This window comes from Legionella massiliensis, assembly GCF_000756815.1.
Taxonomy (GTDB): Bacteria; Pseudomonadota; Gammaproteobacteria; order Legionellales; family Legionellaceae; genus Tatlockia; species Tatlockia massiliensis.
Window position 1 is genome coordinate 497,754 of sequence record NZ_CCVW01000001.1, and the last position, 15,339, is coordinate 513,092.

Consider the following 15,339-nt stretch of genomic DNA (forward strand, 5'->3'; position numbering starts at 1 on the left):
GCTGAGGTCTATGCGCAAGAACAGGTCTCGAACTGAGGTATCCCCACGAATTTGAGACTCAGAAGCGCTACTGAAAAGATGTTTATTTATTGCTTAGATTGGTCTGTTTTTCTGTCATTCCTGCGCAGGAACGACATAAGAAAGTGCATAATGATTTAATCAATAGCTATTTCTTTGAGTTACAAATTCGTGTGGATACCTCAGGTCTCGAAGCGTCACTGCGCAAAGCTTCGAGACGGCCTAAAGGCCTCCTCAGCCCGAACGGCTTTAATGTAGTGTCCTTATCCATAACTGACATTATGTTACTTAATAAAAACAATGTGAAAAAAATAAATGCAAAATGTCTTGTACCTTGCAAAAGAGAGTGGTAATTTTGTCCGTTTCACTTTCTGGAGGGTTTAATTATGGTCTCTAGGGTCAAAGAAGCACAATTTATCGATGTTGCATTTGATAAACGCGATTTTTTTGCAACAGTAACCTCTATTGATGAGGCAAGGATGCGTGCTAATGACGAAGAGCATAATTATGACTTTGTAGGGACAAATATAAAGCTTATTCGACAAGAATTTGAGCTCTACTACAACCTTCTCCTAGAGAATGATGTCAATCACGATATTTTCTGGTTCTACTGCTACTACTGCTGCATCATGTTACAAAATTATCATCAAGCTTATGGGCAGAAGGAAGAAGCAAAAAAATTTTTAAAACTAAGAATACAAATAAGGAAACGTTGTATAACCGGTGAATACCCTAAGGATCCCAAATCTAATGATAGCTTTATTGCATATCTGGCTAAGGCAATTGCAGCAGGGTTGGTTGATTGGTTAACTACACCAACTAAAATATCAAAAATTAAGGATACAGTAGCTTTTGCTAACATAAGCCGTATTTACTGGTTTTTCTGCCGTACATCAATAACCAAATCATTCCTTTTAGCACGGGATTTGGATTTGATAGATAGAATTGGCAGTGTATTTGGTAAAAAAATCGATGTGGATGGCATTATAAATACTTTGGAAAAGCCAAATGCAGTACTTAGGGTTTTGAGCGTTGGTTTTTTTGCAGCCCGCTTTATTATCAATGGAGGTACAATTCTTAAGCATGTCTTATTTCCAAGCAAACAAGAACAAGCCTTGCACTGGTATACACGTTTAGCCAACGACTTTTATGATCTTCACCCTGAGATGCTCAATGATATCGTTTGGGGCACGGTTAACTTTCTCACTAACTATAACGAGCTAGTTCATATTGCAGGACCAACTGCGGGTTGGATTGTAGCAGGATTCTTGTTTTTTGATTTCTGTCTTATCCTTTGGAAACGTCATCTAGCTAAGCGTGAATATGAGGTAAAACGAACACAACTTTGCTCCGATCTTCAGTATTATCAGGATTTAGCAGAGCGAATACCTAATACCGAAGGCTTGGGAGCCGAAGAATTAAACGATCTTCTTGATGAAAAAACGATGCTTGCAGAGCATTGTCGTTTGTTGAACGAACAAATTAAACGTCTTGATATTCAGTGGCAGGCAAAAAGTGCGACTTATTGGTTTAATGCTAGCGCGGCGCTTTTATTGATGGCTGGTTTTTCTGCCTCAATGATTTTCTCACCGCCAATTATGGTACTTGCTTGTTACATGCTCTGTACTTTTGCTGTAGCTATGTATCTCTCAGATGGTGCTTACAATAAATATAAAGAGAAAAGCTTGCTTCTTGATAACGCAGGTTTTGAAAACCTAAATTACGATAAGTATTTGGCTGAATACAAACAAGCACGCAATGATTTTTATCTTACCATGGCAAAAAATGTGGTTATGCCAGCCTTGTTAATTACGATGATTGCCGTTTGCTGGCAAGCTGCTGTGGCTGTTGCCCTTCTTTATATAGGGTATCAATTATTAAGTTCTGCCAGTAAGCATGCTGCGGATAATAAAAATCCAGAGGATATTGCGATAGAGTTAGAGCTTCTGAGTGAGGAAAAACCTCTGAAAAAAGAAATGGTACAGATGGAAGATAGCACTGAATATGAGCCAGGGTCTTGTGTTCCTTGTTTTTAGTCGCATCACCTGGCAGGTATTGTTGCCTTAATGCTGCGAAGCGAAATCCGGGATCCATCAGTCATGACCACCCGGATTTCGCTGTGCTGCATCCAGGCTACATTTAATCTGTACAACTAACGCTAATGACCTTAGGACTATTCCAGAGGATACATAGCATTGATCGCAGCAATGTCTTTCTCACTTAACTGTTCTCTCTGCCCTATTACCGCACCATCAGTCAGCGGAATGATGGTTTTTTTACCATTTTTTGAAAAGGCAAAGGCACTATAATGCATGATTGATTGATAATCATAATCGCCATAATCTTTACCATCAGATAATTTCTGATCAAAATTATGTTTATTACTCTCATCAATATTTTCCCAAGCAATGCGAACAAAACTCTCTCGATCACCACGAGATTGCTCATGCCATAATCCCAGAGCATGGCCAATTTCATGAACGGTATTCATGGTATTACATCGTTTTGCCAGATTAATCACTTGGCGTCCACCCAGCCTGCCAACATAAGATGAGCAGGTTCTGCCTTGGGCGGGAACAAAGACAATATAGTCTTCATAGAGAAGACGGTTTTTTGAGTTAAGTTCTATAAATTTTACATTAGAAGAATTTTGCCATTGAAGAAGGGCTTGAAAAACAGCTAGTTTGTTCTGCCAGGGCAGGTCCTCTGATATTTCAAAGGGAATTTGACCATTTTCCCAACGACTTCCTCCCAGCTTTAAGCGAAATACTGCGTTACGATTACCAAGTTCTTGAACTTTTGCCAGCAGAATATCCCCTTCTACAACAGCAAAGCCATTAATTACTTCGTAAATGATAGAGCGATTATTAAAAAGGGGATCGGTGATCTGAACTTGACCAAGAGGCTTTGCTAAACAGTAGGAAGAAAGTAGCAAAGAACAGGAAAAAAGTAACTTCTTTAGGGGGCTATATGGCACGATTAATATCCTTATTAAAGCGACCAGAACCAATTCTATACTGATTTTTTTTAAAGAATCTACATTTTGTTTTATCTTTTTTCTTTTTGTTCGTTTAACAGCAAGGCTAATTTGTAAAGTTCATTCTTGTTCTTTTGGGTTAATAGGCTTGCGATTTTTACTGCTTGTTTTAAGGGTAATTCATTCAGTAAAAGAGTTAAGACCTCTTTTTCATTCTGATTTGACTGTTCTTGAATGGGCCTGGCTGGCAGGATGAAAACAAATTCCCCTTTAGTGTGAGCTGCATCAGCAAAAAACCAATCTTTAATCGCCTGCACAGAGCCGCTAATAAAACGCTCAAAGGCTTTGGTTAATTCCTTAGCGACTACCATTTCATAGTCTTGACCATAAATCTCAATAAGATCATCAAGACAGTCAATGAGTCGATGAGTTGATTCGTAAAAAACGATGGTATGTTCACTATGACGTAAGGATTCTAGTTTAGCACGACGGGCAGTTTGTTTAGCCGGTAAAAAGCCTATGAAAGTAAAGCTGTCACAGGCGACGCCAGCAGCCGATAATGCAGTTATTAATGCGCAAGCCCCTGGGATGGGAACTATGTTAATTTGCTTTTCGCGTGCTTGGCGAACGAGTGGAAAGCCAGGATCACTGATTAAGGGTGTGCCTGCATCACTTATTAAGGCAAAAGATTGCCCTTCTTCCATTGCTTGGATAATTTGCGCACTTTTCTGGGCTTCATTGTGTGCATGTAAAGAATGCAAGGTTTTATGGATACCGAGGAGGTTAAGCAATTGTGCCGAGTGTCGTGTGTCTTCAGCTAAGATGGCATCGACAGATTTTAAAGTTTCAAGTGCCCTTAGACTGATATCATCGCGGTTACCTATTGGCGTGGCTACGATATAAAGAGTACCTGTAGTTCTTGCTGAATTTTTTACCATAGTTTATCCTATTGCGTTCCTGCGTTTTGGACCTACCTTCATGCTAGCAAATTCTCCAGTTTTAAAAGTTGTATCCATAATTGTTTCTGCTTTTTTACTTTCTCAGTGTGCAAAAGTGATCGAACCTCAGCTTCAACCTATTGTAAATAAAGAGCAATCAAAGGCAGAAGCCGTACCTTTTACCATGCCTGCAACAACCTATCTTGCACTGGCAAGGAATCAGGCAGATGAAGAAAAGTCAAACCTGCTAATAATGGCTGCTGGGCGTTTTATCTACGATGGCCAGTGGCGTGATGGTATACGCACCTTAGCGCAAACAACTAATTTATCGCCAGAACAAGCTAGCGCGAAAACTATCCTACTTGCTAAGACAGATATTATCCGGGACCAGCCAAAGGCAGCAATTTCGCGCTTGGCTGGGGTGCATGAAATTAGCAGTTTGTCTCCATTTTATCAAGTTCAATACCATGAAACGCTGGCTTTGGCCTACGAATCTGTAGGTAATCCTGCAGAATCTGTTGTTGAGAGGATCAAGTTGGAGCGTCTAATTCCTGATGAGGCTGGTCAAACGAATAACCGTCGAATCTTGTGGTTAACTCTTACCAAATTGCCGGTTGAAGAATTGAATACCCTTGCAGTTGAAGCGCCTGAAAGCTCAGAATTACAAGGTTGGATGAAATTAGCACTAGTTGCCAGAGAGAAAAATGCTAATGTGCAAGAAACCTATGCCCAGGTTGAGCAATGGCAAAGTACTTATTCAGAGCACCCCGCTAATAAATTATTACCATCGCCTCTGGCATCCGTGAAACCCTATTTGCATGCTAATCCTAAACAGGTTGCCTTATTGCTACCCCTTAGCGGCCCCTTAGCCGGACCTGGTGGTGCCATTCGTGATGGTTTTATGGCTGCATCAGCAAATACTGCAACAAAGGTTCGACTCTACGATACAGCTGCAACAAATGTTTCCGAGCTCTATCAGCAAGCAATCAGTGAAGGCGCTGATTATGTGGTTGGACCACTAACTAAAAATGATGTCGCTACTGTAGCAGCAGCCGAGCATCCAGTCCCTACTCTTTTGCTTAACGATGTGGATACTAGTGGAAATCCCAATGCTTATCATTTTGGCCTATCACCGACGAATGAAGCACGCCAGGTTGCAGCAAGAGCTGGTAAAAAAGGTTACAAGCGGGCCTTGGTTATAGCACCTGCCGGTACTTGGGGAGATGAAATTGTAGCTGCCTTTACAGCGCAATGGCGAAATAATGGTGGCACTATTGTTGATAAACTTGCCTATGGCAACAGCGAGGATTTGAATGTTGCAGTAAGGAACTTGCTCCATGTTTCAGAAAGTCAGGCCAGAGAAAAACAAGTTAAACAGTTGCTAGGCCGGAATATTCAAACAATCCAACGCAGACGACAAGATTTCGATATGATCTTTTTGCTTGCCTATCCAACAAAAGCACGACAAATCATGCCTTTGCTTAGATATTATTTCGCGGGCAATGTTCCTGTCTATGCAACATCTACTGTGTATGGCGGTAGCCTAAACATCATGAAGGACAAAGACTTAGATGGCATTATTTTTAGCGATATGCCCTGGGTATTTAACCATCAGGCGGGGAATAAAAATTGGCCGGAACAGTTAAATAGTTATAATCGCTTATATGCCTTGGGTATGGATAGTTATACCTTATCGACTCAGCTCAATCAGTTATTACTCTTCCCTGCTATGGGTATGGATGATAAGAGTGGAGTTCTTTATTTAAATCGTGCGCAGCAGATTGCAAGAATTCCTGCCTGGGGGCAATTTAGAGGCGGTGTAGCAGTAGCTACAAGCATCTCTTGATCTCTTAAGACATATTGAAAGGGAAACCGATGTCCTTAAAAATAGGATTTGCAGCAGAGCAGCAAGCGCGCAATTATCTTGTTGCTCAGGGTTTGCAATGGATTGAGTCTAACTATCGATGTCGATGGGGCGAGATAGATTTAATTATGCGAGAGAACAACTATCTCGTATTCGTGGAAGTAAGGGCCCGTGCATCAAATTCTTTTGGTGGGGCATTGGCAAGTGTTAGCTATTCAAAGCAACAAAAACTGATAAAGGCGGCAACAACCTATATGTTGCTCAAAAACATTTTAGATAAACAACCTGTCCGTTTTGATGTTTTGGGTTTTGAAGGACCAGAATCTCAGATTCAATGGATTAAAAACGCCTTTGATTTGAGTTTTTGATCAGGTTTCTATGTTTAGATTTATTTGAGTGAAAGGTGGGACTCACTGCCATTAAGTTGAACCGTTCGGGCTGAAGAGGCCTTTAGGCCGTCTCGAAGCCTTTAACAGTGACGCTTCGAGACGTGAGCTAGGGCTCAAAGAACGGTGTCTAAAGGATAGATGAGGAGCTTCTGATTCGAAGTTTTTCCCGATATTTGCCCAAAGGGGCTGAGTTACTCTGCGCGAACGGTTCAAATTAATGGCAGAGAGGTTGGAGCTGATAACTTACTAAGGGTTTATATGACACAGATGGAAGACAGAGTTAGGCAGCTATTTGGTGTCAGTATTGAAGAAAAAATAGCTGTGGCAGATTCATTATCAGCACTGATAGCGAAGGCAGGTTTACGATTAGTTAATTGCTTGCTGAATGATGGCAAAATATTATTGTGTGGTAATGGTGGTTCCGCTGCGAATTGTTTGCATTTTTCAACGGCAATGATTAACCACTTTGAGGTTGAACGTCCTGCTCTGCCAGTGATTGCACTAACAACGGATACAGCTTCATTGACTTCTGTTGCTAATGACAGCCACTACGATCAGGTTTTTGCTCGTCAAATTCAGGCTTTGGGTCATGAAGGTGATGTTCTGCTTGTAGTTTCAACTTCAGGTAATGCAGACAGTATTTTACAAGCGGTCAACGCCGCAAATGATCGGGGAATGGATACTATCGCTCTAAGTGGGCGGGATGGTGGTGTTCTGGCTAATCATCTAGGACCAGAAGATATTGAGTTGCGTGTACAAGGTGATAATGCTGCTCGCATACGTGAAACGCATTTGTTCATTTTACATTGTTTTTGTGATTTGATTGATCAATCTTTATTTGGCCAAATGTTGGGGTAGTTTATGAAAACACGTTCAATCATTTTTTTATTAGTTAGTTGTTTACTTAGTGGCTGTGTTGCTGCTGTAGTTGCTGGTGCAGCAGCTGGAATGGTTGGTTACGACAGACGAAGCGTGACCACTATTGAAAGCGACACAAGGATCTTTCATAAAGTGCATACAGCAATAGTAAAAGATCCTCGCTTTCGTGATTCCCGTATCATCGTTAGTAGTTTTAACCGTGTTGTGTTATTGGTAGGCCAAACTCCGGCTGCATCTTTGCGTGTGTTGGCTGAGAAAATTGCCCAAAGCACTCCAAACGTGACTCGTGTTTATGATGAGATTAGCGTTGATTATCCCTTGCCAATTTCACAGCGCACTAAAGACGCCTGGATCACAAGCCAAGCACGTAGCATGATGCTGACACAAAAAGGTTTGGAATCTGGCTCAATTCGGATAGTGACAGAAAAAGGTGTGGTCTACTTAATGGGAATTGTTACTCATGAACAAGCAGATCTTGCCGTACACGTCGCCAGACAAGTGAAAGGCGTCAGAAAAGTTGTCAAAGTTTTCCAATATATTGTCTAAAAATATAGAAAAAACTTTATAAATTATGATAAAGCAAGGACGTTTAGTAGTTATTCTGCTTATAGGCAGCTGGCTTCAGCTAGGCTGCCTTAGTAGTTTGTGGACAGGTGCTTCGCTATTTTACGATCGCCATAATGTCTACAAGCAGGTCGATGATTTTCAACTGGCAACAAAAGCAAATCGAGCGATCTACAAAAATAATGATTTCAAAGAAAGAAATTGTTCGATCGAAATAGCCGTATTTAACGGAGATATTTTATTGACTGGTTATGCTTCTACTTTGGAGCTCCGCCAAGAGGCTGTTCAACGAATATCCGCGTTAAAAGGATATCGTCGCATCATCAATCAGATAGATATTAGCTCTAAGCCGGATAATAACGTTGAAGATAGCTGGATTACAGCAAAAATACGAAGCCAAATAATTGCTGATTCAGCAATCGATCCCCACGCATTCAAAGTAATAACATCCGATCGAATAGTCTATTTAATGGGAGATGTTCGTCCTCATCAGGCGACTCGAGTGATTAATATAGCCAGAAATACCGAAGGAGTTGAGCGAGTGGTTAAACTATTTAAATATTTTAATTTAAGTGAAATAGCAGAAACTGATACTTGATCAAATAATAAACTGTGGCCTGGCATATCCAGGCCACTGTGTACTGTTGTTGTCCAAACCAGGAAGTGGCTAACCTGGAGGATGTAATTACTTTATCAATGGAAGCGACCTTTATCCAGTCGTTTACGAATTTTTCTTAATTTAACTGCACGCAACGTACCTGTAGAGGCATTTGTGTCTTCCTCGTCTTCTTTACCATTTAACCATTGAGCTGGGTGAGATCTACAATGTTTCCTATAGGAAATATGATTTTTATCATGTTTGTGATGGAGTCCATCGCCGTAGCGATTGATCATTTTTTCCCGCATACTCGCAGCGGTGCGCTGTTGCTTTTCAGACATAGATCTTTCCTTATGTTGCGAAGTGAATTGCGCAGGTAAAGTTGGCATCTCTCACTTGGGCGCATACTGATGGTTCCTCGGTTCAAGCAAAAAAAGACAACAGAACCTATTTAAAATATAAGCAATATGGTCATAATATTCCAGTTGCTTGAAGCAAAAGATAGAGATTAATTACTTGCGGCGTTGATTATCCAAATTGATTACTTTATAATCCGCGCGTTATAAAGATGGGTGAAAATGTGAAAGATAGGCTCGGCGTAGCCGGCGTTAAACGTTTGCTTAAAACGCAACTGATCACTAGTGTATTTATTTCACTGGTGTTTTTTTTGTTTTTTGGTAAAAATGAAGGGATTTCGGCGATGCTAGGAGGACTTGTAGCTTTAGTACCTTCGATTCTCTTCGCTAAAAAAATGTTTCGCTATCAAGGCGCCAGAGCAGCAAGACAAATTGTAAAAAGTTTTTACATTGGTGAGGCTTTGAAGATTTCGTCGACTGCTATCTTGTTTACATTGGTTTTTGTAATGTACAAAATAGCCCCTCTTGCGTTTTTTTTCACCTACATTGTGGTGCTAATGAATTATTGGTTCGCACCGCTGATTTTTGCTAACAAACAAAATAGGCCAGAAAGTGACTGAAATGGTATCAAGCACCCAATACATCAAACATCATCTAACCTATCTAACCTTTAACTTTAAGACAATGAGTTTTGGGGCTGATGGTTTCTGGACATTAAACCTAGATACGCTTTTTTTCTCGCTAGTATCAGGTTTGTTTGTTTTAACGCTTTTATACTTTGGCGCTCGCAGGGTAACCACCGGAGTTCCGGGAAAGCTGCAGAATTTTGCAGAGCTCATGCTTGAGTTTGCTGATAATCAGGTTAAAGACTGCTTCCACGGTAAAAATAATCTTATTGGCCCCTTGGCTTTAACGATTTTTGTCTGGGTGTTCTTCATGAATTTCCTAGATATCGTGCCTGTTGATGTACTGCCATTAGCAGCGCAATCAATTGGAATTCACTATTTGAAAGTGGTTCCAACAAATGATCTTAATATGACCTTCGCACTTTCAATTTCAGTATTCTTGCTTATCATTATATACAGCTTGAAAATTAAAGGGGCAAAGGGTTTTATCAAAGAGCTTACCTTACAGCCGTTTAATCATTGGGCTTTTATACCCTTTAACCTTCTCTTAGAGCTGGTAGGTTTGATTGCTAAGCCCATCTCCTTGGCATTACGTCTTTTTGGTAACTTATACGCTGGCGAATTGATCTTTATTCTGATAGCCTTGCTAACCTTGAATGCAACCTCCACATCTGTTGTTGGAACAACAACCCTGGGAGCGGCGCAATTTTTGTTAGCCTTAGCTTGGTCAATATTCCATATATTGGTGATCACCTTGCAAGCGTTCATTTTTATGGTGCTGACTATTGTTTATCTCAGTCTGGCTCATGAAGACCATTAATCATTTTAATTTAATCTTAGTCCATTAAGGGGATTTATATGCAAGCTGCAAATTTAATAGCACAAGTTCAAAGTATGACTGTTTTAGCAGTCGCTTTGTTAATCGGTTTAGGTGCATTAGGTACTGCAATTGGTTTCGGTTTATTGGGTGGTAAATTCCTTGAAGGTTCTGCTCGTCAACCTGAAATGGTTCCAATGTTGCAAGTAAAAATGTTTATTGTTGCGGGTCTTCTTGACGCGGTTACAATGATTGGTGTGGGTATCGCGTTATTCTTCACATTCGCAAACCCCTTCTTAAGCAGTTTGGGTTCTTAATAACACCAAATAAGGGCGCTTTATTGCGCCCTGCATGCTACGGGAGAAAATACCTTGGATATTAATTTAACTTTAATTGTGCAAATGCTCGTGTTCCTGGCATTTGTCTGGTTTACAATGAAATTTGTCTGGCCACCATTGTCAAAGGCGATGGAAGAACGTCAGGACAAAATTGCAGATGGTTTAGCTGCCGCAGAGCGTGGCCGCAAAGAGCTTGAACTAGCACAGCACCGCGTTAAAGATGATTTGAAACAAGCCAAAACGCAGGCATCGGAAATTGTTGAGAAAGCTAACCGACGTGCTGCTCAACTGATTGAAGAAGCAAAGGAAGAGGCTAAGCTAGAAGCACAAAGACAAGCAAGAATTGCCCATGAGCAGTTACTGCAAGAAATTAATCGTGCAAAAGATGATTTGCGTAAGCAGGTTGCCCAATTGGCGATAGCTGGCGCAGAGAGAATTCTTAATCGTGAAGTTGATGCAAAGGCGAACTCTGCGCTGCTTGATAACCTGATTGAAGAGATTTGATATGTCAAATACCACTACAATCGCCAGACCCTATGCAAAAGCAATTTTTGAGTATGCCTTAGCTTCACAAAAATTGAGCCAATGGTCTGAAATACTGCATGAACTTGCTGTTGCAGTATTGGATGATAAGGCGACCCACTTTATTGCAAATCCCGCCGCAACAGTAGAGCAGCAAATAGAGTTGCTGATGTCTTTATTTACAAAGATTGACGCGAATGAAAAAGCAGCGGTTGAGAACTTGGTCGCTTTATTAGCACATAACAAGCGCCTAATGTTATTGCCAGATATTAAAGTGCTCTTTGATGCTCTGCGGGCTGAACAAGAAAAGACTCTGCAAGTAAAAGTTATCAGTTTTTCTGAGCTTTCATCTGCGCAACAAGCTCAATTAGCCAGTTCTTTGAGCCAGCGGTTGCAGCGTCAAGTAACGCTAAGTCTTAGCATTGATAAGTCGCTAATAGGTGGAGCAGTTATCCATGCGGGAGATTTAATTATTGATGGTTCGGTACGAGGCAAGTTGAATAAACTGCGTACTGATTTAGCCGCGTAATAGAGAGGATAGATTTCATGTCAGAACAAGTAGCATTAAACCCATCTGAAATCAGTGAATTAATCAGAAAAAAAATCGAGCAATTCAACGTTGTATCTGAAGCCAGAAATGTTGGAACAATTGTAAGTTTGAAAGATGGTATTGTACGTCTTCACGGTCTTGCGGATGTTATGCAAGGTGAAATGATTGAGTTCCCTGGCAGTGTATATGGCTTAGCGTTGAACTTAGAGCGCGATTCTGTTGGTGCGGTAATCCTCGGTGATTACTCCGAACTCTCAGAGGGTCAAAAAGGTAAATGTACAGGACGTATCCTGGAAGTACCCGTTGGTAAAGGCTTGCTTGGTCGTGTTGTCGATGCATTGGGTAATCCTATCGATGGCAAAGGCCCAATTGAAGCAGCAAAAATGTCTCCGATTGAAAAAGTTGCTCCTGGGGTAATTGCCCGTCAATCAGTAGATCAACCGGTACAGACAGGTCTTAAAGCAATTGATGCAATGATTCCTGTTGGTCGTGGTCAGCGTGAGTTGATTATTGGTGACCGCCAAACAGGAAAAACAGCGATTGCAATTGATGCCATTATTAACCAAAAAGGAACGGGCGTTAAATGTATCTACGTTGCTGTTGGTCAAAAAGCGTCTTCAGTTGCTGCAATTGTTCGTAAGTTAGAAGAAAATGGCGCAATGGAACATACCATTGTCGTTGTTGCCGGTGCTTCAGATTCTGCTGCGCTGCAATTTATAGCACCCTACTCCGGTTGTACTATGGGTGAGTACTTCATGGAACGCGGTGAAGATGCCTTGATTGTTTATGATGATTTAACAAAACAAGCCTGGGCTTACCGACAAATTTCTCTGCTTCTCCGTCGTCCACCAGGACGTGAAGCTTATCCCGGCGATATTTTCTATCTGCACTCACGACTTTTGGAGCGTGCAGCAAGAATCAATGCGCAGGAAGTTGAAAGATTAACTAATGGTGAAGTTAAGGGCAAAACAGGTTCTCTTACTGCCTTGCCAGTTATCGAAACACAGGCAGGGGACGTATCAGCCTTCGTACCTACCAACGTTATTTCTATTACCGATGGCCAGATTTTCCTTGACGTTGATCTGTTCAACTCAGGTGTCCGTCCTGCGATTAACTCAGGTTTATCAGTATCTCGGGTTGGTGGCGCGGCTCAGACAAAGATCATGAAAAAGTTGGGTGGTGGTACACGTTTGGCGCTAGCACAGTTCCGTGAGTTAGAAGCTTTCTCTCAGTTTGCTTCTGATTTGGATGATGCAACACGCAAGCAATTAGAGCGCGGCCAACGTATTACTGAACTGATGAAACAAAAGCAATATTCACCCTTCTCTGTCGCAGAAATGGCACTATCGCTCTTTATCGTTGAAAAGGGCTATTTGGATGATATTCCTGTTTCTGAGGTTAGCTCTTTCGAATCAGCCATTCATGGTTATGTTCGTACCTCACATGCTTCCTTATTGCAGAAAATTAATGAAGCAGGAGGCTATGATGGTGAGATTGAAGCTCAATTGAAAGCCGCTGTTGAAGAATTCAAACGCAGTGGCAGTTGGTAAATTATAGAGTCTCTAACCTTTTGAAGGTTAGGGACTTCATTGATTACACAGATTGTAGTTCCTTAACTATAACCTGTTGATTAAAGGCGAAGCGAGATATGGCTGGAGCAAAAGAGATCCGTTCAAAAATTGCGAGTATTAAAAACACGCAAAAAATCACACGAGCAATGGAGATGGTTGCTGCAAGTAAAATGCGTAAAACGCAGGATAGAATGCGTGCATCTAAGCCCTATGCAACCAAAATCTATAATGTTGTAAGACACCTTGCGCGTGCTAGCTCAGAATACCGACATCCATTTATGGTTGCTCGTGAGATAAAGCGAATAGGCCTTATTGTTATTACTTCAGATCGTGGTCTTTGCGGTGGTTTGAACTCGAATTTATTGCGAGAATCTATCCGCACAATTCGCGATTGGCAGCATGGTGGCAAAGAAATTGATCTTTGCGTTGTTGGTCGAAAAGGACAGGCATTTTTTAGACGTGTTGGTGGACGAGTGCTAGCAACTGTCGATCAACTTGGCGATAAGCCAGCTGTAAGTGATTTAATCGGTATCGTGAAGGTAATGCTGGATGCCTACGATAAAGGCGAAATTGACGCGTTGCACGTAGTGTATAACGAATTCGTGAACACGATGACGCAAAAACCAACCGTTAAGCAGCTGTTACCCTTGCCGATTGCAGAAGAAGATTCTAAGTCATTAGGACATCACTGGGATTATATTTATGAGCCTGATGCAAAAGAACTACTTGATGCATTGCTGGAGCGCTATATTGAGCTACAAGCTTATCAAGCTGTTGTAGAGAATATTGCTTGTGAGCAAGCAGCAAAAATGATTGCAATGAAGAGTGCAACGGATAACGCTGGTGATTTAATTAAAGAATTTCAATTGGCTTATAACAAAGCCCGACAAGCTGCCATTACCCAGGAATTGGCTGAAATTGTCGGTGGTGCAGACGCTTTATAAGAGGGTATAAGATGAGTTTAGGAACAGTAGTTGAAGTTATTGGTGCGGTTGTGGACGTTGAGTTTCCCCGCGATAACGTTCCCAAAGTTAACGATGCGTTAAAGCTCGTTGAGGGAGATTTAGTATTTGAAGTACAGCAACAATTAGGTGATGGTGTTGTGCGTACTATTGCAATGGGAACCACAGATGGTTTGAAGCGTGGCCTAAAAGCTGAAAATACTGGTGAACCAATTCAGGTTCCTGTAGGTAAGAAAACGCTTGGCCGTATTATGGATGTATTAGGACGTCCAGTTGACGATGCAGGTCCAATTGGTGCTGAAGAGCATTGGTCTATACACCGTCAAGCGCCTAGCTACGAAGATCAGGCTGGTGGCCAAGAATTATTGGAAACTGGTATTAAAGTTATTGACTTGCTCTGTCCTTTCGCAAAAGGGGGTAAGGTCGGTCTCTTTGGTGGTGCCGGTGTAGGTAAAACAGTAAACATGATGGAGTTAATCCGTAACATTGCTCATGAGCATAGTGGTTACTCTGTATTTGCCGGGGTTGGTGAGCGTACTCGTGAGGGTAACGACTTCTACCACGAGATGAAAGATTCTAACGTACTCGATAAAGTATCCTTGGTTTACGGACAAATGAATGAGCCACCAGGAAACCGTTTACGCGTTGCCTTGACTGGTTTGACAATGGCAGAGAAGTTCCGTGATGAAGGCCGTGACGTTCTGTTATTTATTGATAACATCTACCGTTACACCTTGGCTGGGGTAGAGGTATCAGCTCTGCTGGGCCGTATGCCATCAGCAGTAGGTTATCAGCCAACATTGGCTGAGGAAATGGGTATGCTGCAAGAGCGTATTACCTCAACAAAAACAGGTTCTATTACGTCTATTCAAGCAGTCTATGTACCAGCGGATGACTTAACTGATCCATCACCTGCTACAACCTTTGCTCACTTGGATGCGACAGTAGTACTTTCACGTCAAATTGCTGAGTTGGGAATTTACCCTGCGGTGGATCCTTTGGATTCTACTTCACGCCAGTTAGACCCATTAGTTGTTGGACAAGAGCATTATGATACTGCCCGACGTGTTCAACAAACTCTGCAACGATATAAAGAATTGAAAGATATTATTGCAATTCTTGGTATGGATGAGCTCTCAGAAGAAGATAAACGTGTTGTAACTCGGGCTCGTAAAATCCAGCGTTTCCTTTCACAGCCATTTTTCGTTGCTGAGGTATTCACTGGATCACCTGGTAAGTATGTATCACTAAAAGATACTATCAAGGGCTTCCAGGGAATTCTTGCCGGCGAATATGACGATCTGCCTGAGCAGGCATTTTACATGGTTGGTAGCATCGAGGAAGCTGTTGCTAAAGCTAAAACCTTATGA

General features: G+C 41.5%; 17 protein-coding genes. 14 read left to right on the forward strand and 3 right to left on the reverse strand.

The genetic code is table 11. The features are described from left to right. The first annotated feature begins 404 nt into the window (after window positions 1-404). A complete protein-coding gene (locus BN1094_RS02135) occupies window positions 405-2,054 on the forward strand; it encodes a hypothetical protein (RefSeq protein ID WP_052403081.1) in 1,650 nt (549 codons plus the stop codon). A 137-nt stretch (window positions 2,055-2,191) separates the two neighbouring features. Here the strand turns inward: BN1094_RS02135 and legP are convergent, their stop codons facing one another. Both legP and rsmI read right to left on the reverse strand, forming a co-directional pair. Then, complete coding sequence (legP, locus tag BN1094_RS02140; protein ID WP_052403082.1) at window positions 2,192-2,995, reverse strand: Dot/Icm T4SS effector Zinc-dependent metalloprotease LegP; 804 nt, start codon at window positions 2,993-2,995, stop codon at window positions 2,192-2,194. Between the two features lie 71 nt (window positions 2,996-3,066). Beyond that, complete coding sequence (gene rsmI, locus BN1094_RS02145) at window positions 3,067-3,933, reverse strand: 16S rRNA (cytidine(1402)-2'-O)-methyltransferase (RefSeq protein WP_043872764.1); 867 nt, start codon at window positions 3,931-3,933, stop codon at window positions 3,067-3,069. A 40-nt stretch (window positions 3,934-3,973) separates the two neighbouring features. Here rsmI and BN1094_RS02150 point away from each other — a divergent pair, with 40 nt between their 5' ends. From BN1094_RS02150 to BN1094_RS02170, 5 genes are all read left to right on the forward strand, one after another. After that, entirely contained in the window at window positions 3,974-5,779 is a 1,806-nt protein-coding gene (locus BN1094_RS02150; RefSeq protein WP_043872765.1) for a penicillin-binding protein activator, read from the forward strand. A 29-nt stretch (window positions 5,780-5,808) separates the two neighbouring features. Further along, the gene (locus BN1094_RS02155) at window positions 5,809-6,165 is read left to right on the forward strand and encodes a YraN family protein (RefSeq protein WP_043872766.1); all 357 of its coding nucleotides are present in this window, start codon (window positions 5,809-5,811) and stop codon (window positions 6,163-6,165) included. 279 nt (window positions 6,166-6,444) lie between these two features. Next, window positions 6,445-7,044, forward strand: a complete 600-nt coding sequence (locus BN1094_RS02160; protein WP_043872767.1) for a D-sedoheptulose-7-phosphate isomerase — start codon at window positions 6,445-6,447, stop codon at window positions 7,042-7,044. Between the two features lie 3 nt (window positions 7,045-7,047). After that, window positions 7,048-7,611: a BON domain-containing protein gene (locus BN1094_RS02165; RefSeq protein WP_043872768.1), complete on the forward strand. Its 564-nt coding sequence runs from the start codon at window positions 7,048-7,050 to the stop codon at window positions 7,609-7,611. 25 nt (window positions 7,612-7,636) lie between these two features. Then, complete coding sequence (locus BN1094_RS02170; protein WP_043872769.1) at window positions 7,637-8,227, forward strand: BON domain-containing protein; 591 nt, start codon at window positions 7,637-7,639, stop codon at window positions 8,225-8,227. Window positions 8,228-8,322: 95 nt separating this feature from the next. Here BN1094_RS02170 and BN1094_RS02175 read toward each other — a convergent pair whose 3' ends face one another. Next, complete coding sequence (locus BN1094_RS02175; protein ID WP_043872770.1) at window positions 8,323-8,568, reverse strand: hypothetical protein; 246 nt, start codon at window positions 8,566-8,568, stop codon at window positions 8,323-8,325. Window positions 8,569-8,795: 227 nt separating this feature from the next. Between BN1094_RS02175 and BN1094_RS02180 the strand changes: the two genes are divergently transcribed. The 8 genes from BN1094_RS02180 (at window position 8,796) to atpD (ending at window position 15,339) form a co-directional block, all read left to right on the forward strand. Continuing rightward, complete coding sequence (locus tag BN1094_RS02180) at window positions 8,796-9,203, forward strand: F0F1 ATP synthase subunit I (protein WP_043872771.1); 408 nt, start codon at window positions 8,796-8,798, stop codon at window positions 9,201-9,203. A gap of 1 nt (window position 9,204) precedes the next feature. Further along, window positions 9,205-10,029, forward strand: coding sequence for a F0F1 ATP synthase subunit A (gene atpB, locus BN1094_RS02185; RefSeq protein WP_081934939.1), 825 nt, complete (start codon window positions 9,205-9,207; stop codon window positions 10,027-10,029). A 38-nt stretch (window positions 10,030-10,067) separates the two neighbouring features. Beyond that, window positions 10,068-10,343 carry a F0F1 ATP synthase subunit C gene (gene atpE, locus BN1094_RS02190; protein WP_043872772.1) on the forward strand — a complete coding sequence of 92 codons (276 nt, stop codon included), beginning with the start codon at window positions 10,068-10,070 and terminating at the stop codon, window positions 10,341-10,343. 54 nt (window positions 10,344-10,397) lie between these two features. After that, entirely contained in the window at window positions 10,398-10,868 is a 471-nt protein-coding gene (locus tag BN1094_RS02195) for a F0F1 ATP synthase subunit B (RefSeq protein WP_043872773.1), read from the forward strand. Window position 10,869: 1 nt separating this feature from the next. Next, window positions 10,870-11,415: a F0F1 ATP synthase subunit delta gene (locus BN1094_RS02200; RefSeq protein WP_043872774.1), complete on the forward strand. Its 546-nt coding sequence runs from the start codon at window positions 10,870-10,872 to the stop codon at window positions 11,413-11,415. Window positions 11,416-11,432: 17 nt separating this feature from the next. After that, window positions 11,433-12,986, forward strand: coding sequence for a F0F1 ATP synthase subunit alpha (gene atpA, locus BN1094_RS02205; protein ID WP_043872775.1), 1,554 nt, complete (start codon window positions 11,433-11,435; stop codon window positions 12,984-12,986). A 98-nt stretch (window positions 12,987-13,084) separates the two neighbouring features. Continuing rightward, window positions 13,085-13,951 carry a F0F1 ATP synthase subunit gamma gene (gene atpG / locus BN1094_RS02210; RefSeq protein ID WP_043872776.1) on the forward strand — a complete coding sequence of 289 codons (867 nt, stop codon included), beginning with the start codon at window positions 13,085-13,087 and terminating at the stop codon, window positions 13,949-13,951. An 11-nt stretch (window positions 13,952-13,962) separates the two neighbouring features. Continuing rightward, window positions 13,963-15,339: a F0F1 ATP synthase subunit beta gene (atpD, locus tag BN1094_RS02215; RefSeq protein WP_043872777.1), complete on the forward strand. Its 1,377-nt coding sequence runs from the start codon at window positions 13,963-13,965 to the stop codon at window positions 15,337-15,339.

What these genes read in the sequence shown, in the direction of transcription:
- atpB (WP_081934939.1), top strand. Translation starts at nt 9,205, where the DNA reads ATGGTATCAAGCACCCAATACATCAAACATCATCTAACCTATCTAACC.
- atpE (WP_043872772.1), top strand. Translation starts at nt 10,068, where the DNA reads ATGCAAGCTGCAAATTTAATAGCACAAGTTCAAAGTATGACTGTTTTA.
- BN1094_RS02175 (WP_043872770.1), bottom strand. Translation starts at nt 8,568, where the DNA reads ATGTCTGAAAAGCAACAGCGCACCGCTGCGAGTATGCGGGAAAAAATG.
- BN1094_RS02165 (WP_043872768.1), top strand. Translation starts at nt 7,048, where the DNA reads ATGAAAACACGTTCAATCATTTTTTTATTAGTTAGTTGTTTACTTAGT.
- atpA (WP_043872775.1), top strand. Translation starts at nt 11,433, where the DNA reads ATGTCAGAACAAGTAGCATTAAACCCATCTGAAATCAGTGAATTAATC.
- BN1094_RS02200 (WP_043872774.1), top strand. Translation starts at nt 10,870, where the DNA reads ATGTCAAATACCACTACAATCGCCAGACCCTATGCAAAAGCAATTTTT.
- BN1094_RS02150 (WP_043872765.1), top strand. Translation starts at nt 3,974, where the DNA reads ATGCTAGCAAATTCTCCAGTTTTAAAAGTTGTATCCATAATTGTTTCT.
- rsmI (WP_043872764.1), bottom strand. Translation starts at nt 3,933, where the DNA reads ATGGTAAAAAATTCAGCAAGAACTACAGGTACTCTTTATATCGTAGCC.
- atpG (WP_043872776.1), top strand. Translation starts at nt 13,085, where the DNA reads ATGGCTGGAGCAAAAGAGATCCGTTCAAAAATTGCGAGTATTAAAAAC.
- BN1094_RS02155 (WP_043872766.1), top strand. Translation starts at nt 5,809, where the DNA reads ATGTCCTTAAAAATAGGATTTGCAGCAGAGCAGCAAGCGCGCAATTAT.
- BN1094_RS02170 (WP_043872769.1), top strand. Translation starts at nt 7,637, where the DNA reads ATGATAAAGCAAGGACGTTTAGTAGTTATTCTGCTTATAGGCAGCTGG.
- BN1094_RS02135 (WP_052403081.1), top strand. Translation starts at nt 405, where the DNA reads ATGGTCTCTAGGGTCAAAGAAGCACAATTTATCGATGTTGCATTTGAT.
- BN1094_RS02180 (WP_043872771.1), top strand. Translation starts at nt 8,796, where the DNA reads ATGGGTGAAAATGTGAAAGATAGGCTCGGCGTAGCCGGCGTTAAACGT.
- BN1094_RS02160 (WP_043872767.1), top strand. Translation starts at nt 6,445, where the DNA reads ATGACACAGATGGAAGACAGAGTTAGGCAGCTATTTGGTGTCAGTATT.
- atpD (WP_043872777.1), top strand. Translation starts at nt 13,963, where the DNA reads ATGAGTTTAGGAACAGTAGTTGAAGTTATTGGTGCGGTTGTGGACGTT.